This window comes from Pseudodesulfovibrio mercurii (assembly GCF_000189295.2).
In the GTDB taxonomy this organism is placed as follows: domain Bacteria; phylum Desulfobacterota; class Desulfovibrionia; order Desulfovibrionales; family Desulfovibrionaceae; genus Pseudodesulfovibrio; species Pseudodesulfovibrio mercurii.
On sequence record NC_016803.1, the window covers coordinates 3,601,129 to 3,623,194 of the forward strand.

General features: G+C 65.9%; 22 protein-coding genes. 7 read left to right on the forward strand and 15 right to left on the reverse strand.

Going from position 1 to position 22,066, the window contains the following annotated elements; translation table 11 throughout:
* Positions 1 to 305: 305 nt before the first annotated feature.
* Entirely contained in the window at positions 306 to 1,532 is a 1,227-nt protein-coding gene (locus DND132_RS16170) for a M48 family metallopeptidase (RefSeq protein WP_014323838.1), read from the reverse strand.
* 214 nt (positions 1,533 to 1,746) lie between these two features.
* Here DND132_RS16170 and DND132_RS16175 point away from each other — a divergent pair, with 214 nt between their 5' ends.
* Positions 1,747 to 2,592, forward strand: coding sequence for a tetratricopeptide repeat protein (locus tag DND132_RS16175; protein WP_238528185.1), 846 nt, complete (start codon positions 1,747 to 1,749; stop codon positions 2,590 to 2,592).
* Between the two features lie 125 nt (positions 2,593 to 2,717).
* On the opposite strand, the gene DND132_RS18395 is transcribed toward DND132_RS16175, so the two are convergent.
* A complete protein-coding gene (locus DND132_RS18395) occupies positions 2,718 to 3,218 on the reverse strand; it encodes an SMP-30/gluconolactonase/LRE family protein (protein WP_014323840.1) in 501 nt (166 codons plus the stop codon).
* Between the two features lie 97 nt (positions 3,219 to 3,315).
* On the opposite strand from DND132_RS18395, the gene DND132_RS16185 reads away from it, so the two are divergent.
* Both DND132_RS16185 and DND132_RS16190 read left to right on the forward strand, forming a co-directional pair.
* Entirely contained in the window at positions 3,316 to 4,206 is an 891-nt protein-coding gene (locus DND132_RS16185) for a LysR family transcriptional regulator (RefSeq protein WP_014323841.1), read from the forward strand.
* A gap of 251 nt (positions 4,207 to 4,457) precedes the next feature.
* Positions 4,458 to 4,835, forward strand: coding sequence for a PH domain-containing protein (locus DND132_RS16190; protein ID WP_014323842.1), 378 nt, complete (start codon positions 4,458 to 4,460; stop codon positions 4,833 to 4,835).
* A 91-nt stretch (positions 4,836 to 4,926) separates the two neighbouring features.
* On the opposite strand, the gene DND132_RS16195 is transcribed toward DND132_RS16190, so the two are convergent.
* The 4 genes from DND132_RS16195 to DND132_RS16210 all read right to left on the reverse strand — a co-directional run bounded on the left by DND132_RS16195 (position 4,927) and on the right by DND132_RS16210 (position 8,163).
* Complete coding sequence (locus tag DND132_RS16195; protein WP_014323843.1) at positions 4,927 to 5,379, reverse strand: hypothetical protein; 453 nt, start codon at positions 5,377 to 5,379, stop codon at positions 4,927 to 4,929.
* Between the two features lie 179 nt (positions 5,380 to 5,558).
* Complete coding sequence (gene groL / locus DND132_RS16200) at positions 5,559 to 7,211, reverse strand: chaperonin GroEL (protein ID WP_014323844.1); 1,653 nt, start codon at positions 7,209 to 7,211, stop codon at positions 5,559 to 5,561.
* A gap of 60 nt (positions 7,212 to 7,271) precedes the next feature.
* Positions 7,272 to 7,559, reverse strand: a complete 288-nt coding sequence (groES, locus tag DND132_RS16205) for a co-chaperone GroES (RefSeq protein ID WP_014323845.1) — start codon at positions 7,557 to 7,559, stop codon at positions 7,272 to 7,274.
* Positions 7,560 to 7,728: 169 nt separating this feature from the next.
* Positions 7,729 to 8,163 carry a bacteriohemerythrin gene (locus tag DND132_RS16210; RefSeq protein ID WP_014323846.1) on the reverse strand — a complete coding sequence of 145 codons (435 nt, stop codon included), beginning with the start codon at positions 8,161 to 8,163 and terminating at the stop codon, positions 7,729 to 7,731.
* A 222-nt stretch (positions 8,164 to 8,385) separates the two neighbouring features.
* Between DND132_RS16210 and DND132_RS16215 the strand changes: the two genes are divergently transcribed.
* The 3 genes from DND132_RS16215 (at position 8,386) to DND132_RS16225 (ending at position 12,727) form a co-directional block, all read left to right on the forward strand.
* Positions 8,386 to 10,221 carry a lysophospholipid acyltransferase family protein gene (locus tag DND132_RS16215; protein WP_014323847.1) on the forward strand — a complete coding sequence of 612 codons (1,836 nt, stop codon included), beginning with the start codon at positions 8,386 to 8,388 and terminating at the stop codon, positions 10,219 to 10,221.
* Positions 10,222 to 10,302: 81 nt separating this feature from the next.
* Positions 10,303 to 11,034: a DsbA family protein gene (locus DND132_RS16220; RefSeq protein WP_014323848.1), complete on the forward strand. Its 732-nt coding sequence runs from the start codon at positions 10,303 to 10,305 to the stop codon at positions 11,032 to 11,034.
* A 70-nt stretch (positions 11,035 to 11,104) separates the two neighbouring features.
* Positions 11,105 to 12,727 (forward strand): OpgD/OpgG family glucan biosynthesis protein, encoded by a 1,623-nt coding sequence (locus DND132_RS16225; RefSeq protein ID WP_014323849.1) that lies wholly within the window; start codon positions 11,105 to 11,107, stop codon positions 12,725 to 12,727.
* 29 nt (positions 12,728 to 12,756) lie between these two features.
* Here the strand turns inward: DND132_RS16225 and DND132_RS16230 are convergent, their stop codons facing one another.
* From DND132_RS16230 to DND132_RS16245, 4 genes are read right to left on the reverse strand one after another with little or no spacing between them, the layout of a single operon-like run.
* Positions 12,757 to 13,353, reverse strand: coding sequence for an LOG family protein (locus DND132_RS16230; protein ID WP_014323850.1), 597 nt, complete (start codon positions 13,351 to 13,353; stop codon positions 12,757 to 12,759).
* Positions 13,350 to 14,390 (reverse strand): threonine aldolase family protein, encoded by a 1,041-nt coding sequence (locus tag DND132_RS16235; RefSeq protein ID WP_014323851.1) that lies wholly within the window; start codon positions 14,388 to 14,390, stop codon positions 13,350 to 13,352. The genes DND132_RS16230 and DND132_RS16235 overlap by 4 nt, the downstream gene beginning before the upstream one ends.
* A gap of 3 nt (positions 14,391 to 14,393) precedes the next feature.
* Positions 14,394 to 14,972 carry a GDSL-type esterase/lipase family protein gene (locus DND132_RS16240; RefSeq protein ID WP_014323852.1) on the reverse strand — a complete coding sequence of 193 codons (579 nt, stop codon included), beginning with the start codon at positions 14,970 to 14,972 and terminating at the stop codon, positions 14,394 to 14,396.
* A gap of 9 nt (positions 14,973 to 14,981) precedes the next feature.
* Positions 14,982 to 15,431: a pyridoxamine 5'-phosphate oxidase family protein gene (locus DND132_RS16245; RefSeq protein ID WP_014323853.1), complete on the reverse strand. Its 450-nt coding sequence runs from the start codon at positions 15,429 to 15,431 to the stop codon at positions 14,982 to 14,984.
* A gap of 202 nt (positions 15,432 to 15,633) precedes the next feature.
* On the opposite strand from DND132_RS16245, the gene nhaA reads away from it, so the two are divergent.
* On the forward strand, positions 15,634 to 17,001 hold the full coding sequence (gene nhaA / locus DND132_RS16250) for a Na+/H+ antiporter NhaA (protein WP_014323854.1): 1,368 nt from the start codon (positions 15,634 to 15,636) through the stop codon (positions 16,999 to 17,001).
* 76 nt (positions 17,002 to 17,077) lie between these two features.
* Here the strand turns inward: nhaA and DND132_RS16255 are convergent, their stop codons facing one another.
* From DND132_RS16255 to yidD, 5 genes are all read right to left on the reverse strand, one after another.
* Positions 17,078 to 17,347 (reverse strand): hypothetical protein, encoded by a 270-nt coding sequence (locus DND132_RS16255; protein WP_014323855.1) that lies wholly within the window; start codon positions 17,345 to 17,347, stop codon positions 17,078 to 17,080.
* A 1-nt stretch (position 17,348) separates the two neighbouring features.
* Positions 17,349 to 18,740, reverse strand: a complete 1,392-nt coding sequence (gene mnmE, locus DND132_RS16260) for a tRNA uridine-5-carboxymethylaminomethyl(34) synthesis GTPase MnmE (protein WP_014323856.1) — start codon at positions 18,738 to 18,740, stop codon at positions 17,349 to 17,351.
* Positions 18,741 to 18,958: 218 nt separating this feature from the next.
* Entirely contained in the window at positions 18,959 to 20,098 is a 1,140-nt protein-coding gene (locus DND132_RS16265; protein WP_014323857.1) for a Jag family protein, read from the reverse strand.
* Positions 20,099 to 20,143: 45 nt separating this feature from the next.
* A complete protein-coding gene (yidC, locus tag DND132_RS16270; protein ID WP_014323858.1) occupies positions 20,144 to 21,811 on the reverse strand; it encodes a membrane protein insertase YidC in 1,668 nt (555 codons plus the stop codon).
* The gene (gene yidD, locus DND132_RS18100) at positions 21,781 to 22,062 is read right to left on the reverse strand and encodes a membrane protein insertion efficiency factor YidD (RefSeq protein WP_081475961.1); all 282 of its coding nucleotides are present in this window, start codon (positions 22,060 to 22,062) and stop codon (positions 21,781 to 21,783) included. The genes yidC and yidD overlap by 31 nt, the downstream gene beginning before the upstream one ends.
* Positions 22,063 to 22,066: the final 4 nt, after the last annotated feature.

Consider the following 22,066-nt stretch of genomic DNA (forward strand, 5'->3'; position numbering starts at 1 on the left):
AACCCTTTGAGAAAAGGGTTCCCTTCTCCCCTATCGCTGCTGTCGCCATCTCTAAGGCTCGCGGACTCGCCAAGAGCTGCCGCTCCCCCGGACCCCCATCCCCTCTTCCTTCCTAAACTTTTTATCGCGCCTTCGGCGAGGTGCGGACTCGCGAAATCGACTGTTTCGCGGTCTGTGCATGCCAAAATGAACGCCCTCGCACCCCGCGAAGCGGCGACAAAAAGTTTTGGAGGGTCCAGGGAACCTTTTTCAAAAGGTTCCCTGGTCTCCCCGAAGGGGCCCCCGGAGGGCCGCCGGAGGCCCGCCTACGACAGGGCGCGGATTCTTGCCAGGACCGGGGGGTGGCTGTATTCGAGCCAGACGGTGAGCGGGTGCGGGGTCGGGTTGGACAGGTTGGAGACCGACAGTTTTTTCAGGGCGGAGATCATGGTTTCGGGGCGGCCCGTGGTGCGGGCGGCGAAGGCGTCGGCCTCGAACTCGTGCTTGCGGGACATGGCGTTGGCCGCCACGGACAGGATCAGGGAGAGCGGGGTGTAGAGCAGGACGAAGAAGACCAGCCCCGCGTAGAGGGACATGTCCTGCATGCCAAAGGCCGCGAACAACCCTTCGGAGTCCAGGAACAGGGACATGAGGTAGAAGATCGCCCCGGCCTTGAGGACGCCCGTGACCAGCCGCTTCTTGATGTGCCCGAGTTTGGCGTGGCCGACCTCGTGGGCCAGCACGGCCACGATCTCGTCCGCGTCCATCTCCTTGATGAGGGTGTCGAACAGGGCGATGCGTCGCCGCTTGCCGAACCCGGTGAAAAAGGCGTTGCCCTTGGTGGACCGCTTGGAGCCGTCCATGACGAAGATGCCGGTCAGTTCGAACCCGGCCTTGTCCGCGAAGGCTTCCAGCTTGTCGCGCAGTTCGTCGTCCTCAAGGGGCGTGAACTTGTTGAACAGCGGCAGTATCCAGGTGGGAGCCACGTAGGTCAGCCCCAGGGAGAGCAGGACCGCGAACCCCCAGCACAAAAGCCAGGCGTAGGGCCCGGTCTTGTCCAGGAAGACCAGGATGCCCGCCACCAGCGCGCCGCCGATGATCGCGGCCAGGACCAGCCCCTTGACCCGGTCCAGGACAAAGGTGGCCGGGGTGGTGGTGTTGAAGCCGAACCGTTTCTCCAGGCCGAAGGTGTGGTAGATTTCAAAGGGCAGGCCCAGGATGGAGCTGACCAGGGCCAGTCCGCCGATGTAGGCCAGCCCGGTGAGCAGCGGGCCGAACCCGGCGGCGCGGACCAGCTGGTCCAGGACGTTGAACCATCCGGCCGCCACGGCCGTGACCAGGATCAGGGTGTTGAAGGTCTCGGATACCATGGAGAAGCGCATGGAGGCCAGGGTGTAGGCCCGGGACTTGGCGTAGGTCTCGGCGTCGAAGACGTCGGACAGCTCTTCGGGCGGGGCGGGGCGCATGGCCAGGGCGGACAGCCGGTCGGACAGCAGGTTCAGGAACCAGACCGCCAGCAGGGAACCGATGATGATCGCGAGGTAGATGTTCAAGCTCGTCTCCCGGAGTGAGAAGGGATCGCAATGAGCGGTAACGCTATACGTTTTGGCCTGTGCGCGTCAACCGAAGGTGCGCGGGCGTATGGTCTAGTGGCTCGGAAATGCGGGATAATCGCGTCCGAGCTTGCCAATTTTCCGTGCCTGTATTAGTTTGCGGCTGTCGTTTACCGTATTGTTCGACACGAAGGACGCCATGTCAGCAAGCCCCATGACCGCCAAGGAAATCCGCGAGGACATCGCGCGCGCCCGCGCCTATGCCAAGAAAAACGATTACCTGCGGACCCTCAAGTGTCTGGCCAACGCCATCCGGGGCATGGTCACCAGCCAGGTCTTCGGGGCGGAGAAGTTCGAGATTCAGGCCCACCTCGAAGAGGCCCTGCGCGATCTGAACAAGATGAAGATGATCCGCAAGCTCTTCCCGGACGGCCTGACCTACCGGAAGGGCCGGGAAAAGGCGTTCTTCCAGACCCTCATGCGGCTGCACAAGAAGCTTGGCGAGGCCATGGAAAAGGCCCGCGTGGCCAAGCTGCGCAAGCGTCTCGGCGTGCTCGACGACAACCTCATCAAGGCGGCCAGACTGATTCAGGCCGGGCAGCCCCTGGAGGCCCGCAAGCTCTACAGCAAGATCGCCGAATACTTCCAGGACATCGAGGGCATACACTCGGACATCGGCAACCGCATGGCCCTGTTCGGCCTCTTTGCCGAGGCCGTGCCCTACCTGAACAGGGCCCTGGAAATCCAGAACAGCGACATGCGCGCCCACAACGCGCTCATTCTCTGCTACGAGGGCCTGCACGAGAACGACAAGGCCATGGCCGCCATCAAGGACGCCATGCGCTGGCTCGGGCCCAGCGAGAATCTGTACCTGCGCCTGGCCAAGCTACACCTCCAGAAACGGGAGTGGGGCGAGGTCTTCAACAACGCCAAGGCCGCCTACGACCGCAACCCGCTGAACACCGAGGCCGCCAGGCTCATGAAGCAGGCCGAGCCCAAGATATTCTCCGGAACCAAGTCCGGGGGCGCGGCCAAAAAGAGCCACGACCTCAATTTCTAGGCCGGATCGGCCCCATTCCCCTTTTTCTTTTGTAACGGTCCGTCCCGGCAGGGGACGTTCGGCGGCGAGGCGGGCGGGGCCGGAGCGTGCGCGGCGCGCCCCGGTCCCGCCCGGTTTGTGGAGGACTAGTCGGAAAAGCGCAGGTCCTCGCGGACCAGGCGCAGGAGCGCGCCCTTGTCCGTGGCCACGAGCAGGTTGCCGTCCCGGTCCAGGCTCAACCCGGACACCCGGCAGCCGCAACGGAACACCCGGTCCATTGCGCCGTCGGGCGTGACCGCGAAGATGTCGCCGCCCGCCGTGCCCACGAAGAGGGTGCGCAACCGGTCCACGGCCAGGGCCGTGGGGCCGTCCACGTGAGCGTAGACCATGGGGCGGCCGTCCGGCGGCACGCACAAAATGGTCCCGGCCTCGCGGTCCATGGTGTAGGCATAGCCCCGGCCGTCCAGGACCAGCCCGGCCGTGCCCGGCAGCCCCGAGCCGATTACCCGCGACCCGCCGTCGGCTCGCGATCCGCCGACCACTTTCGCCTCGTCTTCGGGCCAGGCCGCGCCGCCCGTCCCGGCCAGGATCGCGGCTGCAACAAAAATACTCAGGAAAACCGTTCTGATACGAAAACAACCCTGCATGTCGTGCCTCCTTTTTGCTTGGGGACACGGTAGAAATGGTGCATTAATATGTCCAATACATATTTACACGAAGATTAATATGTATTAGCTCTGAATCATGGAACTGAGACAGCTGACCTATTTCATTGCCGTGGCCGAGGAGCTGCATTTCGGGCGGGCCGCCGAGCGGTGCCACATCGCCCAGCCGCCGTTGTCGCAGCAGATCAAGCGTCTCGAGGACGAACTCGGGGTGATGCTGCTTGAGCGGACCAGCCGCAAGGTGGCCCTGACCCCGGAGGGCCAGGAGTTTCTCCGGCGGTGCAAGGACGTGCGCGACCGGCTCAACGAGGCGGTGCTCTGCATCCAGGACATGGCCAAGGGGTTGGAAGGGCAGTTGCGCGTGGGGTTCATCGGCCCGGCGTCCCTGTCCAAGCTGCCCCGGGCCATCCGCGCCTTCCGCGAACGCAACCCGCGCATCCGGCTGGATTTTTCCGCCCAGTCCACGACCGAGCAACTGCCGCTGCTGCGCGGCGACCGGCTGGACATCGCCTTTGTCCGCCTGTTCGGCCACGACACCTCGGGGCTCAACTCGATGCTCTTCCTGCGCGAGCCCTACGTCCTGGCCCTGCCCGAGGGGCACCGTTTCACCGAGCGCGACGTCCTGGACCTCACCGACCTCGAGGGCGAGCCGCTGATCTTCAACCAGCGCATCGCCCAGCCCGCCCTGTACCGCTCGCTCATCGGCTCCTTCCACAAGGCGGGGTTCATGCCCAACATCGTCCAGGAGGTGAACACCGAGCAGTCCACCGTGGCGCTGGTGGCCACCGGCCTGGGCTGCGCCCTGGTGCCCGCCTCCAGCGCGGCCAGCTACCGCTCGGGCGTGACCTTCCGCCCCCTGACCGGCGACCTGCCCCAATGGGAGATCACCGCGCTCTGGAAAAAGAAGAACCAGTCCGCCATCCTTCAGAAGTTCCTCGACGTCGCCCGCGAATTCCGCGAGGTGCATTGAGAAAAGGCATGCCTCCGGCGGCCGGGGGAAGGGGAGGAAAACCCCTTTGAGAAAAGGGGTTTTCCTCCCCTTCCCCCGGACCCCCATCCTCTCCTTTCCCTAAACTTTATGTCGCTGCTTCGCGGGGTGCGGGCGCGGGGTGGTGGAGGTTTTGTCGGGCGGGTGCGGTTGTGGGTGGGGCGGGGGATGTGGTATTGGGATCGGCGAGTTGAGGTTTTGGTATTCGATCACCCTGAACAAAAGGCAGTACCATGGGATTTCTTGACGGCTTGATGGGCAACGCGACCGAGGTTTCGCTTTCCGACGTGCAGGACGAACTGGCCCCGATCCTGGGCGACAACGAGCGGGTGGAGCGCGCCTTCAAGGTCGTGCGAGACATGTACGTCTTCACCTCCGGCCGCCTCCTGCTCATCGACAAGCAGGGCGTGACCGGCAAGAAGGTGGACTACCTGTCCATCCCCTACCGCGCCGTGAATTCGTTCTCGGTGGAGACCGCCGGGCATTTCGACCTCGACGCCGAACTCAAGCTCTGGGTCTCCGGCCGCCACGAGCCCATTCAGCGTACCCTCAAGGGCGGCAGCGATGTGATCGGCATCCAGAAGCTGCTGGCGAACAAGGTGATCCGCTAGCGGACGCCGTTCCTTTCCGGCCGCGTGAGGCGACAAAAAACGGCCCCGGTCCACATGGACCGGGGCCGGTTTCGTTTGCGGGTAAGGGGTGCTAGCCCTGGGGCTGGTTGTTTTCCACGACCTTGTAGCGGACGCCGAGGTCTGTGCAGATGCGCTCCACGGCGACGAGGCCCCGGTTGCGTTGTTCTTCCTCGTCGCCGGGGCTGACGCCGATCATGATCAGCTGGGCGCTTCTGCCGTTGAGCTGCACCAGGGTCATCTCGAACCACCAGGTCTGGTCCAGGGCCTCCACGCGCAGGAATTTCCGTTCCGGGTCGGCCTCGATCACGGTGTACGTCCGGCCGCCGTCCTCCTCGGTGAGCTTGATGGCGGTATTGTAGATTTCATCCGCGTTGCGCGGGATCTCGGCGGTGACGGTCACGTTGTCGCCGTCGGTGGCCGAGATCAGGTAGACGACCAGCAGGGCCGGACAGCCGTACAGGGCCGGGACGGCCACCAGCAGGCACACGGCGACCAGCCTCTTCACATTACTCGGAATGGACATCGTTTCTCCTTTGCCTTGGGTGGATGAAAGTTGGTGATTCTCCTCTGAATATACAATCGTCTGTGAAAGAACAACGGTTTTCACGGGGCGGCCGACGACTCGGCGGAAAAAAAGAACCGGCCCCGGTCCATGTGGACCGGGGCCGGTTTGATTCGTTCAGGCTTGAGGCGCGGGGTGGCTTAGTACATGCCGCCCATGCCGCCCATTCCGCCCATGCCGCCCATGCCGCCGGGCATGCCGGCCGGGGCGGGGTTCTTCTCGGGCTTGTCGGCGATGGCGCACTCGGTGGTCAGCAGCAGACCGGCCACGGAAGCGGCGTTCTGCAGGGCGGTGCGGGTAACCTTCTTCGGGTCGATGACACCGGCCTTGATCAGGTCCTCGTAGTTGTCGGTGGCGGCGTTGTAGCCGAAACCGCCCTTTCCTTCCTTGATCTTCTCGACCACGATGGAGCCTTCCAGACCGGCGTTGGCGGCAATCTGGCGCAGGGGCTCCTCCACGGCGCGGGCGATGATGTTGATGCCCGCCTGCTCGTCGTCGTCGGCGGCCTTGACCTTGAGGGCGGCCTTGCCGGCACGGGCCAGGACCACGCCGCCGCCGGGCACGATGCCTTCCTCGACGGCCGCACGGGTGGCGTTCAGGGCGTCTTCCACGCGGGCCTTCTTCTCCTTCATCTCGGTCTCGGTGGCGGCACCGACGTTGATGACGGCCACGCCGCCCACGATCTTGGCCAGACGCTCCTGGAGCTTCTCGCGGTCGTAGTCGGAGGTGGAGTCGGCGATCTCGGCCCGGATCTGCTGGATGCGGCCCTTGATCTCGGCGGGCTTGCCCGCACCGTCGACGATGACGGTGTTTTCCTTGTCCACGACCACGCGCTTGCAGGAGCCCAGGTCGTTGACGGTCAGGTTCTCGATCTTGATGCCGAGGTCTTCGGAAACGACCTGGCCGCCGGTCAGGATGGCGATATCCTTGAGCATGGCCTTGCGGCGCTCACCAAAGCCGGGGGCCTTGACGGCGACCACGTTCAGGGTGCCGCGCAGCTTGTTGACCACGAGGGTGGCCAGGGCCTCGCCCTCAATGTCCTCGGCGATGATGACCAGGGGCTTGGACATCTTGGCGCACTGCTCGAGCACGGGCAGCAGCTCCTTCATGTTGGAGACCTTCTTCTCATTGATGAGGATCAGGGGCTCTTCCATCTCGCAGGCCATGCGCTCGGTGTTGGTCACGAAGTAGGGGGAGAGGTAGCCGCGGTCGAACTGCATGCCTTCGACCACGTCCAGGGTGGTCTCGAGGCCCTTGGCCTCCTCGACCGTGATGACGCCTTCCTTGCCGACCTTGTTCATGGCCTCGGCGATGATGTTGCCGATGGTGGCGTCGTTGTTGGCGGAAATGGTGCCGACCTGGGCGATCTCTTTCTGGTCGCGGGTGGGCTTGGCGACCTTTTCGAGGTCTTCGACAATGGCTTCGACGGCCTTGTCGATGCCGCGCTTGATGGACATGGGGGAACGGCCGGCGGCGACCAGCTTCACGCCTTCGGTGAAGATGGCCTGGGCCAGGACCGTGGCGGTGGTGGTACCGTCACCGGCGACGTCGGAAGTCTTGGAGGCGACTTCCTTGACCATCTGGGCGCCCATGTTCTCGAACTTGTCTTCCAGCTCGATCTCCTTGGCCACGGACACGCCGTCCTTGGTGATGACCGGGGAGCCGAAGGACTTCTCCATCACGACGTTGCGGCCCTTGGGTCCGAGGGTGACCTTGACCGCGTTGGCCAGCTTGTCCACACCCGCTTTCAGTTTTTCGCGGGCCTTGGCATCGAAAAGAATATCTTTCGCCATGGTGTATTCTCCTTAACTAGGTAAATTTGTGATTGCGTTGGATTCGTGCCGGGAATGGAGCTATTCGACGATGGCGAGGATGTCGTCCTCACGCATGACCAGGTGCTCTTCGCCGTCGATGCTGATCTCGGAGCCCGCATACTTGGCGAACAGGACGATATCGCCCGTCTTGACGGTGGGCTTCACGCGCTTGCCGTCTTCGTCCAGCTTGCCGGGACCGACGGCCACGACTTCGCCCTTCATGGGCTTTTCCTTGGCGGAATCCGGGATGTAGATGCCACCCGCGGTTTTCTCTTCCGTTTCCAGACGCTTGACCAGGACGCGGTCGTTCAGCGGTTTCAATTTCATCCTCTTATACCTCCAAAATGGATTTTTGAATTTGTGCGCCGGAAGGCATGCGCCATCCGGCTTGCAGTTACATAAACACGGCATGGCGGGTGTCAACCCGACCGGGCAAAAAAAGTCGGGCCCGTCGCGGGACGGCGGGGTAGCCGGAAAGATGGCGGGCGGACAGGCCCTAGATCGCGGATTTATTGCGAAATTCCGCGAACGGGCGGTCCAGCTCCCGGACGTGGTCGGCGAACCAGTCGGCCAGGAAGGCGTGGAGTTTGACCGGCGGTACGGACGTGCCGTTCATCAGCTCGGCCTCCAGGCGGATGAGGTCGTCTATGAACCGCTCGTGGGCGTCCTGCTGGTCGTCCAGGCCGGGGTAGTCCGTCTCGTCCATGAGGTTCTCCTCATAGCCGAAGTGCTGGAGGGCGGCGTCCTTGAGATCGTTCATGATGTCGAGCATGGCGTCGGTCTCGTCGTCGTCCAGCTGGCGGTACATGTCCGGGGAGACCGTGTCGATGCGGTCGAGCATGCGGAAAAGGGTTTCGTGTTGTTCGTCGAGTTCGCGGACGCCCAGGGTGAGTTCGGGCGTGAATCCGGCCGGGTTCTGTTTGGCTGACATGCGTTTCTCCTGTAACGCTGGTTGCTTTTTCAGGCACCCATACCGGGAATCCCGAAATATGTCACGCGTCCGCCGGTCCTTTTTCGGAGGGGAGGGGCGTTCGCCCGGCGTCACACGGCCGCCGGGGAGGCGTCACCAAAAAGCGCGAAACCGTCATGCGGACGGCGCGAACGGGGCGCGGGCCGCGAGTATGGTCGGGCAACCATATCAGGAGGAAGGATAATGGAAGATCGCCTCGCCGGTCCGCTGTTCAATCTGGATTCGCCCTTCAACGACCCTGTCCGACACACCCTGTTTTCCATGGTCAGGCGCCCGCTGGCCAAGGTCCTCAGACTCGACACGCTGAACTCGCTCTACTCGACCCTGCAACAGGGCGAGTGCGAGGGCTGTTTCGTGGACAAGGCCATGGACCTGCTCGGGGTGCGCTTCTCCGTGGACGGCCAGCCCGTGTCCAGGGTGCCGCGCACCGGGCCGCTGGTGGCCGTGTGCAACCATCCCTTCGGCGTCCTCGAGGGGCTCCTGCTGGTGCGCATCCTGCGTGAGGTGCGCTCGGACATCAAGATCATGGCCAACTTCATGCTCGGCATGATCCCGGAGATGGACGACCTGATCATCCGGGTGGACCCCTTCGGCGGGGCCGAGTCCTCGCGCAAGAACATCAAGGGGCTCAAGGCGTCCATGCGCTGGCTCAGGGACGGCGGCATGCTGGTGGTCTTCCCGGCGGGCGAGGTCTCCAGCCTCAAGGTCAGGAAGCGCCGGGTGGGCGACCCGAACTGGAGTCCCATGATCGGGCGGATCATCCGCAGGACCGGGGCGGCGGCCCTGCCGGTCTTCTTCAGCGGCCGCAACTCCGGCCTGTTCCAGACGCTGGGGCTCATCCATCCCCGGCTGCGCACCGTGCTCCTGCCCCACGAGAATCTGAAGCACGCCGCCCGCGACGTCATCGGCGTGCGGCTCGGCACGGTCATTCCCCACGACAAGCTGGCCGAGCTGGACGGCGACCAGGCCGTGGTGGACTACCTGCGCTTCCGGACCTACCTCCTGCGCCGGGAGGACAAGCCGCGCTTCCATTTCAAGCACCGCGAGACCAGGCGGCGCATGGACCCCATCGCCAATTCGCGCGGCAGGCACATCCTCGCCTCCGAGGCGGCCAGCCTGGACGACGAACAGATCCTGCTGACCAGCGGCGACTTCACCGTGTTCCACGCCCAGGCCCACCAGATCCCCCGGCTGCTGCGCGAGATCGGCATCCGTCGCGAGGAAACCTTCCGCCAGGTGGGCGAGGGCACGGGGAGGGCCATGGACATCGACCGGTTCGACGACACCTACCATCACCTGGTGCTCTGGAACCACAGGGAACGCGAGGTGGCCGGGGCGTACCGTTTCGCCCGGACCGACGAGATTCTGGCCGCGCAGGGGGTGTCCGGCCTGTACACCTCGACCCTGTTCAACTACCGGCCGGGCTTCCTGGAGGAGCTGGGCCCCGCCCTGGAGCTGGGCCGGTCCTTCGTGGTCCCCCGGTACCAGCGCAGCTACCAGCCGCTGCTCCTGCTGTGGAAGGGGCTGGCCGAGTACGTGGTCCGCAACCCGCGCTACCACCGGCTCTTCGGCTGCGTGTCCATCTCCAGCGAGTATTCGGTCATCGCCCGCGAGCTCATCGTCGGCTTCATGGAGCGCCACTGCTCCCTGCCGGAGCTGGCCCGCATGGCCCTGCCCAAGCGGCCGCCCAAGGTCCGCAAGCTCAAGCGTCTGGACTTCTCCCTGCCCGAGGCGGTCTTCGACGACCCCGAGGACGTGGCCGACTTCGTGCGCGACGTGGAGGACGGCCGGTCCATCCCGGTGTTGCTCAAGCAGTACCTCAAGCTGGGCGGCAAGATCATCGGCTTCAACATGGACCCGGATTTCGGCAACTGCATGGACGGCCTCATCCTGGTGGATCTGCTCCAGTCCGACCCCAAGGTCCTGTCCCGGTTCATGGGCCGCGACGGGGTGAATCGCTTCCGGGCGGACAACCGCGCGGCGATCCAGCCGGTGCGCCGGAGCGGCGCGGCGGCCTGAGCACACGGCGGACCTTGGGAGGATCGCCCGCACGGCCGCGCCGGGCTTGGCTTTCCGGCGCGAACAGCATATGTTGCCCGCATGCGAAAATACCTGATCCTCCTGCCCCTGCTGTTCGCCGTCCTGCTCCTGTCCGCCGGTTGCCAACGGGCGGACGTACCGACGTCCGAAAAGGACAAGCCCGCGGCTCCGGCGCAGGCTCCGGCAGAGGGGACATCCCCGGCAGCCGCCGAAGCGGACAAGCCCAAGGTGCCCGACGGCTGTTCGGCCGAGTTCCGGGCCCTGTTCGACCACGCGGTGGTGGAGCTGCACGGCACGGGCGCCCTGGACGTGGCCGTGGTCACCGACCCCCTGTGCTGGCACTGCCGCCTGGCCCACAAGCTCCTGGGCGAGTATCCCGAGCTGTACGGCAGACTGCGCCTCTCCTTTTTCCCGCGCCGCAGCTTCATCGGTTCGGACATGGCCGCCTGGATCCTGGAGGACGCGGCGGGCACGGACCGCCTGCAAAAACTGGTGGATTTCGGCTACAACGACTTGCAGCAGCCCAAGGTCAAGGACCTCATGGAGGCGCGCATGCTCGTCCTGGCCCAGTTCACCAAGGCCTTCCCGGACCTGCTCGCGGACGGGCCCATCGCGCAGCTCTACGTCCGGCTGCAAAAGGCGCACGAACCCCATGTGGTGGAGAGCGCCATGCTCGCCCAGGCAGCCCATCTCCCCGGTACGCCCATCCTCGTGGCGGGCGACCAGGTGGTCCTGGGCTTCGGCCCCGACGTTTGGCTCAAGGTCTTGAAAGAGGCCGGGATGTGCCGGTAGCCGTTCCCCGGCCGACCCCGGAAGCATGACGACCCCGGACAGGCGCCGTCCCCGGGACAAGGAGACACCCATGACCATCGCCCGTATTTCCCCGGCCGCCCCGCGCCGGGCGTTTTTTCTGGCCGCGCTGCTGCTCGCTCTCGCGGGCCTGGCGCTGCCCGCCCTGCCCGACGCGGCCTTCGCCGGATCGCGCTCCGCCGAAACCTTCGACTATGCCGCCCTCAAGGGCATGGCCCGCGCCCTGGCCGGGCAGCCCTGGGCCGACCATGACGGCGAGATTCCCGAGGCGGTCTCGGACCTGACCTGGGACCAGTACCAGGCCATCCGCTACAACCGGGACCACGCCCTGTGGCGCGACGGGGGCTCGAAATTCCAGGCCACGCTCTTCCATCTCGGGCTCTACTTCAAGCGGCCCGTGGCCATCTATGCGCTCAAGGACGGCAAGGCCACGCGGATCGCCAGCGACGCCGGGCTGTTCGACTACGGCACGTCCGGCATCGACCCGGCCAGGCTCCCCAGGGACATGGGCTTCGCGGGCTTCCGGCTGCAATTCTCCCCGGACTGGGAGCGCGACGTGGTCGCCTTCCTGGGCGCGAGCTATTTTCGCGCCGTGGGCAAGGAGATGCAGTACGGCCTGTCCGCGCGCGGGCTGGCCGTGGATACGGCCCTGCCCCGGCCCGAGGAGTTTCCGGTCTTCACCGCCTTCTGGCTGGAGCGGCCCGAGCCGGGCAGCGACACGGCCACGGTCTACGCCCTCCTGGATTCGCCGAGCGTCACCGGGGCCTACCGCTTCGACATCACCCCCGGCGACACCCTCGCCATGCGCGTGGACGCGGCCCTGTATCCGCGCAAACCCATCGAGCGGCTGGGCATCGCCCCGCTGACCAGCATGTACATGGTCGGCGAGAACGACCGGCGCACCGGCTACGACTGGCGGCCGGAAATCCACGACTCGGACGGTCTGGCCCTGCACACCGGGGCGGGCGAGTGGCTCTGGCGGCCCCTGAACAACCCGCGCTCCCTGCGCTTCAACGCCTACATGGACGACAACCCCAGGGGGTTCGGCCTGCTCCAGCGCGACCAGAATTTCGACCATTACCAGGACGACGGGGTCTACTACGACAAGCGGCCCGGCCTGTGGGTGGTCCCGCGCGGGGACTGGGGCAAGGGGTCGGTGCAGCTGGTGGAGATCCCCACCCTGGACGAGACCTTCGACAACATCGTGGCCTTCTGGCACCCGGACGAACCCGTGGTGCCCGGCCGGGAACTGCTCTACAGCTATGATCTCTTCTGGGGCACGGCCTCGCCCGGTCCCGCGGACCTGGCCCGGACGGTCGACACCTTCACCGGGCTGGGCGGCGAGGCGGGCAAGCGGCGCACGCACTACGGCAAGCGGTTCGTGGTCGATTTCGCAGGCGGCCCGCTGGCCGGTCTCGCCAGGGACGCCAAGGTCGAGGCCTCCATCACGGCCTCGGCGGGCGAAGTGGAGTTGTCCTCGGTCCTGCCCCTCCATGCGGTCAACGGCTACAGGGTGCGCTTCGACCTCGTTCCGCCCGACGAGAGCGAAAATCCGATCAACCTGCGCCTGGTCCTGACCTCGGGCGGCCGAACCTTGTCCGAGACCTGGACCTACCAGTGGACGCCGCCCCCGGCGGACGAGCGCAAGCTGCACAACGCCGGGCACCTGCAATAGGGCGCACGCACGAATGAAAAAGGGCCTCGCTAGAGGCCCTTTTTCATTTCAATCCATTTGTCCACCTTCGGCGGATCGTACTCGGCGAACATGTCGATGAGCTCGCCGGGGTCGGGGCTGGTCAGGACCATGCGCCGGTGGTCGGGCAGAAGGAAGCCCTCGGCGACCATGCGGTCCATGTGCTCGGCCAGGCAGGTGTAGTAGCCGTTGACGTCGAGCAGACCGCACGGCTTGGCGTGGTAGCCGATCTGGCTCCAGGTCAGGACCTCGAAGAATTCCTCCAGCGTGCCGATGCCGCCGGGCAGGGTGATGAACCCGTCCGAGAAGTCGGCCATGAGCTGCTTGCGCTCATGCATGGAGTTGACCACGTGGGACTCGGTCAGTCCCTGGTGGGCGATCTCCTTCTCGACCAGCCGCTTGGGGATGACCCCGATGGCCTCGCCGCCCGCCGCCAGGCAGGCGTCGGCCAGACGGCCCATGAGCCCGGTGGAGGACCCGCCGTAGACCAGGCCGATCCCGCGCGCGGCCAGCTCGCGGCCCACGGCTTCGGCCGCGGCCACGTAGGCCGGGTTGTTGCCCGGATTGGACCCGAGGTAGACGCACAGGCGCTTCAGCTTGCGGCTCACGACGCCGCCTCCATGGCCTTGCGGATGTCCTCCACGAACTCGTCCACCATGGCCTCGGTGGTGGCCCAGGAGGTCATCCAGCGCACGGTCTGGTCGTGCTCGTTCCAGATGTAGAAGTAGTATTTTTTCAGCAGGATCTCCGTGGCCTTGGGCGGCAGGTGGGCGAACAGGGAGTTGCAGTCCACGGTTCCCTTGATGGTCACGCCGGGGATGGCCCCGGCCTTTTCGGCCAGCCGCTTGGCCATGGCGTTGGCGTTTTGCGCGTTCTTGAGCCACAGGTCGTCGGCCAGGTAGGCTTCGAGCTGGGCCGAGACGAAGCGCATCTTGGAGACCAGCTGCATGGCCTGCTTGCGCAGGTAGGGGAAGCCGTGGCCGATGTCCGGGTTGAGGAAGATCACGGCCTCGCCCATGAGGCAGCCGTTCTTGGTCCCGCCGAAGGACAGGAAGTCAATGTCCAGCGCCGTGGTCATGTCGAAGAAGGAGCAGTCGAGCGCGGCGCAGGCGTTGGCCAGGCGCGCCCCGTCCATGTGCACCAGCAGGTCGCGGTCGTGGGCGAACTCCACCAGGTCCTCAATCTCCTTCAGGGTGTACAGGTTGCCCACCTCGGTGGGCTGGGTGATGGAGATGACCCGGGGCTGGGAGGCGTGGACGAAGCCAATGTGCCCCAGGTAGGGGGCGATCATGCCGGGCGTGAGCTTGCCGTCCGGGGAGGGGATGGGCACCAGCTTGATGCCGCCGAAGGCCTCGGGCGCGCCGCACTCGTCGTTGTTGATGTGGGCCTGCTCGGCGCAGAGCACCGAGTTGTAGGTCTCGGTCACGGAGCGCAGGCCGAGCACGTTGGCCGCCGTGCCGGTGGTCACGTAGTGGATGCGCGCCACAGACCCGAAGAACTCCTTGAAGACCTCGTCGGTGTGGATGGACAGTTCGTCGTCGCCGTAGGACTTGAGGTGCCCCCGGTTGACGCGGACCACGGCATCCATGATGGCCGGATGGGCCCCGGAGTTGTTGTCGCTGGCAAAGGATTTCAGATCGCTCATATGTTACTCCAGTCCGAGGAAGTCCCGGACCGCGTGGGTTTGCAGAAGGTAATCGGCCAGGGTGGCATATCCCTTGGCCGCGGGATGGACATTGTCGTAGTCGGCCAGGGCCGAGGTGTAGGCGGCGGAATCCCGGAGGAAGCCGATGACCGGGACATGGGGCACGCCGAGCCGGTCGCACACGGACTCGAAGCCCAGGGAGAGCTGGACGATGTGCTCGGTCCGCTCGGGATCGCCCACGGGCATGGGGCCGATGAACAGGGTCGGCCCGATGGACATGGCCTCGGCCAGGATGGCCTCCGCGTTGTCGTAGGACAGGGCGGCGGGCACGTCGTTGGCGATGTCGGCCACCCCGAAGGAGAGGATCAGCCGGGTGTCCTGGCCGGGCAGGAAGCGGCGGGTCACCTCGGTCCGCATGCGTTCGCGGATCTTGGTGGTGGTGTTGGCCCGGACCCCGAGGTTGTACCAGGTCAGGTCATGGCCCGCGTGCATCATGGCCGAGGCGATGCGGCCCGGCCAGCCCAGCCCGGAGGCGTCGCCGCAGCCGAGCGTCAGGGAGTCGCCGATGAAAAAGGCGATCATGGTTCCCTCCTAGTCCTTGATCCGCGCGGTGACGGACGTGATGTCGATGGCGTAGGCGGCCGTGACGGCCAGGACCTTTTCGTTGTAGGGCATGGCCCGGCCCGCGTACTTGAGGGTGATCCGGTCCAGGGCGCGCAGCTTGTCCTCGCCATCGAGGGCGCGCGGTGCGCCGCCGCCCATGACCGAACGGAAGCGGTAGCCCAGCTCGCAGGCGTTTTCGTCGCTGGTCTTGAGGCGCATGTCCACGGCGGCGGAGAAGGCCAGGGGTGCTCCCGAGTCCAGGCAGGCGGCCTTGCGGCCCTTCCTGCCCGAGTGGACGTACAGGGTGTCGCCCTCGCGCGCGAAATTCACGGGCACGCAGTGCGGGCCTTCGCTGTCGTTCAGGGCCAGCCAGATGACCTCGGCCCGGTCCAGGATGTCGGCCGCCACGGCCTTGTCGTCGGTCACGCCTTTACGCATGGTTTCCTCCGGTCGTTGTGAAAACGGCAAACAGTCTAGTAATCCCCCGTGGACCCGAAGGCAACCTCCGAAGGTTCCATTTCCGTGATCATCCGGGCGGGCCGTCGTCGCCGGGCCGTAACATGGAAGGGAATCGTGCCGGGAGTTGCCCTCCATGGGAATACTGGTATACTCGCGTCGTTAACCGCAACAGGAGCCCCCCATGACCCGACCCGAGGACAGGCAACTGCCCATCCACTACGTTCTCCGTTCCTTTGACAAGTTCTTCCGCATGGAGGCCGCCGGCGGCATCGCGCTGATGGCCTGCACCGTGGTCGCCCTGATCTGGGCCAACTCGCCCTGGGCCGCATCCTACGAGGGGCTGTGGCAGACCCGGCTGACCGTGGGCGTGGGGGGCTGGGTCCTGTCCAAGCCCGCGCTTTTGTGGATCAACGACGGGCTCATGGCCATCTTCTTCTTTCTGGTGGGGCTCGAGATCAAGCGCGAACTCCTGGTGGGCGGGCTGTCCACCCCGAGCCAGACGATCATGCCCGTGGCCGCGGCCGTGGGCGGCATGGCCGTGCCCGCGCTGATCTTCTTCGGGCTGAACGCCGGTCACGAGTCCATGGCGGGCTGGGGCATCCCCATGGCCACGGACATCGCCTTCGCGTTGGGGATCATGTCCCTGCTCGGCAACCGGGTGCCCGTGGGCCTCAAGATCTTCCTGACCGCCGTGGCCATCGTGGACGACATCGGGGCCATCCTGGTCATCGCCGTCTTCTACACCGCCTCCCTGAACCTGACGGCCCTGCTGGTAGGGTTGGCGGCCCTGGCCCTGATGGCCGTGCTCAACCTGCGCTGGGGCATCCGCCACTCCATCCCGTACCTGGTCCTCGGGGTGGTGGTCTGGTTCGCCTTTCTCCTGTCCGGCATCCACGCGACCATCGCGGGCGTGCTGGCGGCCATGACCATCCCGGCCGGGACGCGCATGAACTGCGCCGCCTTCGTCTCGGAGCTGCGCGAGGCCGCCGAGGTCTTCGAGCTGGCCATCACGCCGGGCAAGAACGTCCTGACCAACAAGGAGCAGCAGATGGCCCTGCACGCCATGGAGCACGCCTACGAGGCGGCCACCACGCCGTTGCAGAACATCGAGCATGCCCTGCACCCGTGGGTCTCCTTCTTCATCATGCCGGTCTTCGCCCTGGCCAACGCGGGCGTGCCCATGGACGCCGAGGTCTTCGGCCACCTGTTCTCCCCGGTGGCCCTGGGCGTGTTCCTCGGCCTGGTGGTGGGCAAGCAGGTCGGCGTGACCGGGGCGTGCCTGCTGGTCAGCAAGCTCGGCCTGGCCCGGTTCCCGGACCGGACCACCCTGGTCCACCTGTGGGGCGCGGCCTGCCTGGCGGGCGTGGGCTTCACCATGTCCATCTTCATCGGCAACCTGGCCTTCGACGAGGGCACCTCCCTGGTGGCCCTGGCCAAGATCGCCATCCTGTTCGCCTCCCTGGTCTCGGGGATTCTCGGCTACCTGGTCCTGCGCTACCTGGCCCCGGAAGCCCCGGCCGCCGGAGCGGAGCACATCACCGACGCCTAGGCCGCCTGCGCGACAAGCAACCGAAAGCCCCCGCCGGTCATGGACCGGCGGGGGCTCTTTCGTTCCGCAGCGGGGGCTAGAAGTCGGCCAGACCCAGGGGGTCGAGCTCGGAGACCTGCACGCGCACGAAGGTGGCCACGTCGAAGAACAGGTCCTGACGGATGTCGGTCAGCCGCCAGCGGCTGCCCGTGCCGAAGGAGTTCCACAACTCGGTCTGGATGCCCTGGCGGACCTTGAAGGACAGGCTCTCCACGTCGGGTTCCGAGCCCTCCAGGTAGGTCTGCATGAGCGGCACCAGGCCGCAGGTAACGTGCTGCACGTCGATAATTTCGGGTTGGTCGGTCATGTCATTTCCCTATGCAGAAGGTATCGAAGATGGCGTTGAGGACGTCGTTCGCCGCGATCTCGCCGGTGATGGACGCGAGCACGTCGCAGGCGGTCTCCAGGCGCACGCTCAGGAGGTCGTAGGGGATTCCGGCCCCGGCGTCGGCGGCCAGGCCGGCCAGCTCGCGGTCGGCCTCTGCCAGCACGGCGGCCTGGCGGGCGTTGGGCGCGAGTTCGTCCGGGTCGGGTTGTCCCGCGCCGCGCAGGACCCGCTCGCGGATGCGCGCGGCCAGCCGGTCCAGCCCCGCGCCGGTTTTGGCCGATACGGCCAGGGTCTCGAAACCGAGGGCCGCAAGCTGTGCGCCGCCGGTCTCGTCGAAGGCGTCGAGGTCCGCTTTGTTCAGCACGGCCAGCCCCTTGTCCGGGCCCATGCGCCGGGCTGCGTCCAGGGTCTCGGCGTCGGCGGCCGCGGTCCCGTCCAGGAGGAGCAGGACCAGGGCGGCCCGGTCCCTGAGTTCGCGGCCCATCTCCAGCCCGGCGGCCTCCACGGCGTCGTCCGTGGCGCGCATGCCCGCGGTGTCGGCCAGGCGGATGGACAGCCCGTCGAGGTTCAGGGTCTCCTCAAGGTAGTCGCGAGTGGTGCCGGGGCGGTCCGTGACGATGGCCCGGTTGCGGCCGAGCAGGGCGTTCATCAGGCTGGACTTGCCCGCGTTGACCCGTCCGGCCAGGACCACCAGGGCCCCCTCGCGCCAGGCCCGGGTGCGGTCCACGGCGCGGAGCAGCCCGGCGATGTCGGCGCGCACGGCCTCGACGGTTCCGGCCAGCTCGTCCGGGGAGAGGCATTCCAGCTCCTCGTCCGGGAAATCCACAGCCACGGCCAGCTGGGCGCGCAGCCCTTCGAGCCGGGCGCGCAGGTCCGCGATCCTGCGCCCGAGCAGGCCGGACAGCTTGACCTGGGCCAGGTGCAGGGCCGCCTTGGTGGGCGCGTGGATCATCTCGGCCACGGCCTCGGCCTGGGACAGGTCCATGCGCCCGTGCATGAAGGCGCGGTAGGTGAACTCGCCGCGCTCGGCCAGGCGCGCGCCCCGGTCCAGGCATTCCTGCAGGACGGCGGCGAGCACGGTGCGTCCGCCGTGGCAGTTGAGTTCGACCACGTCCTCGCCGGTGTAGGAGTTCGGGCCGGGCATGAAGGCGCAGAGCACGTCGTCCAGGACCGCTTCGCGGGCATCGACCACCCGGCCGTGGTGCAGCCGGTAGGGCGCGAAGTCCGTGAAGGACGCGACAGCGGGTCGGAACAGGGCGCGGGCGATGGCCCGGGCGCGGGGTCCGCTGATGCGGATAATGCCCACGCCGCCGTCGCCGGGCGGGGTGGCGATGGCCGCGATGGTGTCCTGTGCGTGCCGGGGATCGAGCATGGAGATTCCTTACAGGAGCTTCGCCGGAATGGCAAAGCCGTTCAGACGTGAAAAAGGCCGCTCGGGTGAGCGGCCTTTTCGGATTCATAAGGCTTTCGAGAGTGGGGCAGCGGTGCATTTCCTCGGGCGAAGTTAAACCGGTGGCGTAGCCTAGCTACGGTGAGGATTTAACGAAGCCCGAAAAATGTGCAGATGGCCCGCTATCGGAAGCCGCGCCGTTAGTACCGTGCGCGGCCGTTATTGCTCTTGCGGCTCTTCGGGACGATGAGCACGCGCTTCATGGGACCGTCGCCCTTGGAGCGGGTGAAGACCGCCTCGTTGTCCTGCAGGGCCAGGTGGATGACCCGGCGGTGGTAGGAGGACAGGGGCTTGGTGGACTGGGTCCGGCCCAGGCTGTCCGCCTTCTCGGCCAGGTGCCAGGCGATCTGGCGGAGCTTGTCGTCCTGGCGCTCGCGGTAGTCGCCGGTGTCCACCTGGATGCGCACCGATCCCTCCATCTTGCGGGAGACCAGGCGGTTGACCAGGTACTGGATGGAGGACAGGGTCTGTCCCTCGCGGCCGATGATCAGGCCGGAGTTCTCCTCGTCGTCGATGAACACCTTGACCCGGTCGGATTCCAGGGTGATCTCCACGGGGGTCTCGCCCACGATGGGGGTCAGCAGCTCGGCCATGACCTCGCGCACGGCGGTCTCCAGGGCCGCCGGGTCGAACTCGGACATGTCGGTGCGGGGACGTTCCTCGCGCGGTTCGCGCGGTTCGCGGGGCTCCCTGGGCTCACGGGGTTCGCGCGGCTTGCGCTCGCGGGGCTCACGCGGCTTGCGTTCGCGGCCCTTCCGCTCGCCGCCCTTGGGCTGGCGGGGCTTCCGGTCGCGCTGGGCGCGGCGGGGGGCGTCGTCGTCCGGCTCGGGCCGGGCCACGTTGCCGTTGACGTCGTTGAACTCCTCCACGGGGATGAAGTTGCCGTTGGGCTCGTCCTCGTACTCCTCGACCACGTCGGCTTCCCGGATGTCCGCGATGTCCTCGATGTCGTCGAATTCGTCGTCGTCCAGGGGCTCTTCCGGCAGAGGTTCTTCCGCCCTGGCCGGGGCTTCCTCGACCCTGGGCTCGGCCTTGGGCTTGGCCTGGCGTTTGGGCCTGGACGGCTTGGTCTCGCCGTTGAGGATGTCGGAGGCGTTCACCTGGGCGCGCGGCCGGGCCTGGACCTTGGCCTTCTTCACGCCCATGATGCCGAAGATGCCGGAGGAGCCTCCGGCCAGGATCTCGATTTCCAGGCGTTCGCGTTGCAGGTTGAAATAGTCACATGCGCTTTCGATTGCTTCGTCCAGGTCCTTGCCCTGGAATTCCTTGAAGTCGCTCATTCTCGTATCCTTATCAAGCCGGGGTGATGAAGCCCCCCGGAGGCGTTAGTCGTTGCTCGCGGCGGTCTTGACCCTGGACTTCCTGGCGATCATCAACTGCTGTCCGATGGACAGGAGGTTGTTGAACAGCCAGTAGATGACCAGGCCCGAGGGGAACTGGAGGAACATGAAGGTGAAGACCAGCGGCATGATGAGCATGATCTTCTGCTGCGTGGGATCGCCCGCGCTCGGGGTCATCTTCTGTTGCAGGAACATGGACGCGCCCATGATGATCGGCGAGATGTAGTACGGGTCCTTGGCGGACAGGTCGGCCAGCCAGGGCAGGTCGGTGAAGGGCAGGTGCGCGATGAACGGCGCGTGGCGAAGTTCCACGGCGCCGAGCAGGGCCTTGTACAGGCCGAAGAAGACAGGAATCTGCACGACCATGGGCAGGCAGCCGCCCATGGGGTTGACCTTGTACGTCTTGTACAGGGCCATGGTCTCCTGGTTGAGGCGCTGCTTGTCGTCGCCGTACTTCTCGCGCAGCTTGGCGACCATGGGCTGGAGCTTCTTCATCTTTTCCATGGAGCCGTAGCTCTTCTGGGACAGGGGCCAGAAGATCAGCTTGATGATCACGGTCAGGATGATGATGGCCACGCCGTAGTTGCCGACGAAGCCGTAGAAGAAGTTCAGGCCCACCAGCAGGGGCTTGGCCAGGAAGTCGAACCAGCCGAAGTTCACGGCGTCGGCCAGGTCGTTGGGCATGGCGTTCAGCATCTTGCGGTCCGTGGGACCGACGAAGTAGCTGGTCTTGAGGGTCTTGGCCACGTTGGGCATGAAGGTGGCCTTGTCGGTCACGGCCATGCGGAAGATGTCGTCCTGCACGCCGCCGGACAGGGAGGCGTTCTCGCCGCCGGGAATGACCGCGAACAGGAAGTAGTTGGACTCGATGGCCCCCCACTTGAGGTCGGCCGGGGCCGTGATGCCGTCCTTCTTGAGGTCGTCGCGGTCGGTCATCTCCTTGCGCGTGTCCTTGGTCAGGTAGGCGATCTTGGTCGGGTTGTAGCGGTCGTCCTCGTCGGACATGGACTTGGCCGCGGCGGTGAAGGACAGGGCGCCCTCGGCCCCGGTGCCGGTCAGGTTGGTGACCGTGGCGGACTCGTCGATGAGATAGGTGTCCGGGTGGAAGGTCAGGACCCGCTCGATGCGGTAGCCGTCCACCTGGCCGGTGAAGGTCAGGGTCTTGGTGCCGTCACCCTCGGCCAGGGTCAGGTCGGAGCCGGAGAAGGCCCATTTGCCGCGCTTCCAGGTGTGGTATTCCTTGTCGTTCAGGGTCAGGATCAGGCCCAGCGGCCCCTTGGCGAAGGCGTTGGGACCGACCAGGTCCACGAACGGTGAGTCCTTCTGGATGGTCTCGCGGTAGTTCTTGAGGATGAACTTTTCGAGCACGCCGCCCTGGGAAGTGAACACGGCGGTGTACAGCGGGGTGTCCACCGTGACGGACACGCCGTCGGTGGGCACGAAATCGGCAACGGGAGCAGCTTCCTTGGCGAGTTCGGCTGCGTCTTGGGTCTTCTGGGTGAGGGCGGCCGTCTTCTGCTCGGCCTCGGCGGCCTTGCGGGCCATTTCCGCCTTTTGTTCCGCCGAGGGCCCGGTGAGATATTGCCATCCGAAGAGGACAATGAAGCTCAGGACCAGGGCAATTACAAGACGGATTTGCTCCTTCTTCTCCATGGGGTGAATCTCGCTTTGGTTTTGGAATCGGGCCAAACGGCCGGGACGGGGTCAAATCCCCCGCGGCATAGAGGCTGGCAACGAAGGAGACGCCAAAGCGTAAGAAGGCTCCCCTTGAAGGCGCCGTGGCGGATCAGGGCTTCCTTGGCGTACTCGGAGCACGTCGGATGGAACCTGCACGCCGGAGGCAGCAAGGGGGAGATGAGTTTTTGGTAAAACCAAATGAGCGCCAGAAAAATGGAGCGCATCATTTCC

Excerpts from the sequence above, each read along its gene's own strand:
- DND132_RS16265 (WP_014323857.1), bottom strand. The coding sequence starts at position 20,098 with ATGAGCGACTTCAAGGAATTCCAGGGCAAGGACCTGGACGAAGCAATC.
- DND132_RS16190 (WP_014323842.1), top strand. The coding sequence starts at position 4,458 with ATGGGATTTCTTGACGGCTTGATGGGCAACGCGACCGAGGTTTCGCTT.
- yidC (WP_014323858.1), bottom strand. The coding sequence starts at position 21,811 with ATGGAGAAGAAGGAGCAAATCCGTCTTGTAATTGCCCTGGTCCTGAGC.
- DND132_RS16175 (WP_238528185.1), top strand. The coding sequence starts at position 1,747 with ATGACCGCCAAGGAAATCCGCGAGGACATCGCGCGCGCCCGCGCCTAT.
- DND132_RS18395 (WP_014323840.1), bottom strand. The coding sequence starts at position 3,218 with ATGCAGGGTTGTTTTCGTATCAGAACGGTTTTCCTGAGTATTTTTGTT.
- DND132_RS16195 (WP_014323843.1), bottom strand. The coding sequence starts at position 5,379 with ATGTCCATTCCGAGTAATGTGAAGAGGCTGGTCGCCGTGTGCCTGCTG.
- DND132_RS16185 (WP_014323841.1), top strand. The coding sequence starts at position 3,316 with ATGGAACTGAGACAGCTGACCTATTTCATTGCCGTGGCCGAGGAGCTG.
- groES (WP_014323845.1), bottom strand. The coding sequence starts at position 7,559 with ATGAAATTGAAACCGCTGAACGACCGCGTCCTGGTCAAGCGTCTGGAA.
- mnmE (WP_014323856.1), bottom strand. The coding sequence starts at position 18,740 with ATGCTCGATCCCCGGCACGCACAGGACACCATCGCGGCCATCGCCACC.
- DND132_RS16220 (WP_014323848.1), top strand. The coding sequence starts at position 10,303 with ATGCGAAAATACCTGATCCTCCTGCCCCTGCTGTTCGCCGTCCTGCTC.
- DND132_RS16240 (WP_014323852.1), bottom strand. The coding sequence starts at position 14,972 with ATGATCGCCTTTTTCATCGGCGACTCCCTGACGCTCGGCTGCGGCGAC.
- DND132_RS16225 (WP_014323849.1), top strand. The coding sequence starts at position 11,105 with ATGACCATCGCCCGTATTTCCCCGGCCGCCCCGCGCCGGGCGTTTTTT.
- DND132_RS16245 (WP_014323853.1), bottom strand. The coding sequence starts at position 15,431 with ATGCGTAAAGGCGTGACCGACGACAAGGCCGTGGCGGCCGACATCCTG.
- DND132_RS16255 (WP_014323855.1), bottom strand. The coding sequence starts at position 17,347 with ATGACCGACCAACCCGAAATTATCGACGTGCAGCACGTTACCTGCGGC.
- DND132_RS16215 (WP_014323847.1), top strand. The coding sequence starts at position 8,386 with ATGGAAGATCGCCTCGCCGGTCCGCTGTTCAATCTGGATTCGCCCTTC.
- DND132_RS16210 (WP_014323846.1), bottom strand. The coding sequence starts at position 8,163 with ATGTCAGCCAAACAGAACCCGGCCGGATTCACGCCCGAACTCACCCTG.
- yidD (WP_081475961.1), bottom strand. The coding sequence starts at position 22,062 with ATGATGCGCTCCATTTTTCTGGCGCTCATTTGGTTTTACCAAAAACTC.
- nhaA (WP_014323854.1), top strand. The coding sequence starts at position 15,634 with ATGACCCGACCCGAGGACAGGCAACTGCCCATCCACTACGTTCTCCGT.
- DND132_RS16235 (WP_014323851.1), bottom strand. The coding sequence starts at position 14,390 with ATGAGCGATCTGAAATCCTTTGCCAGCGACAACAACTCCGGGGCCCAT.
- groL (WP_014323844.1), bottom strand. The coding sequence starts at position 7,211 with ATGGCGAAAGATATTCTTTTCGATGCCAAGGCCCGCGAAAAACTGAAA.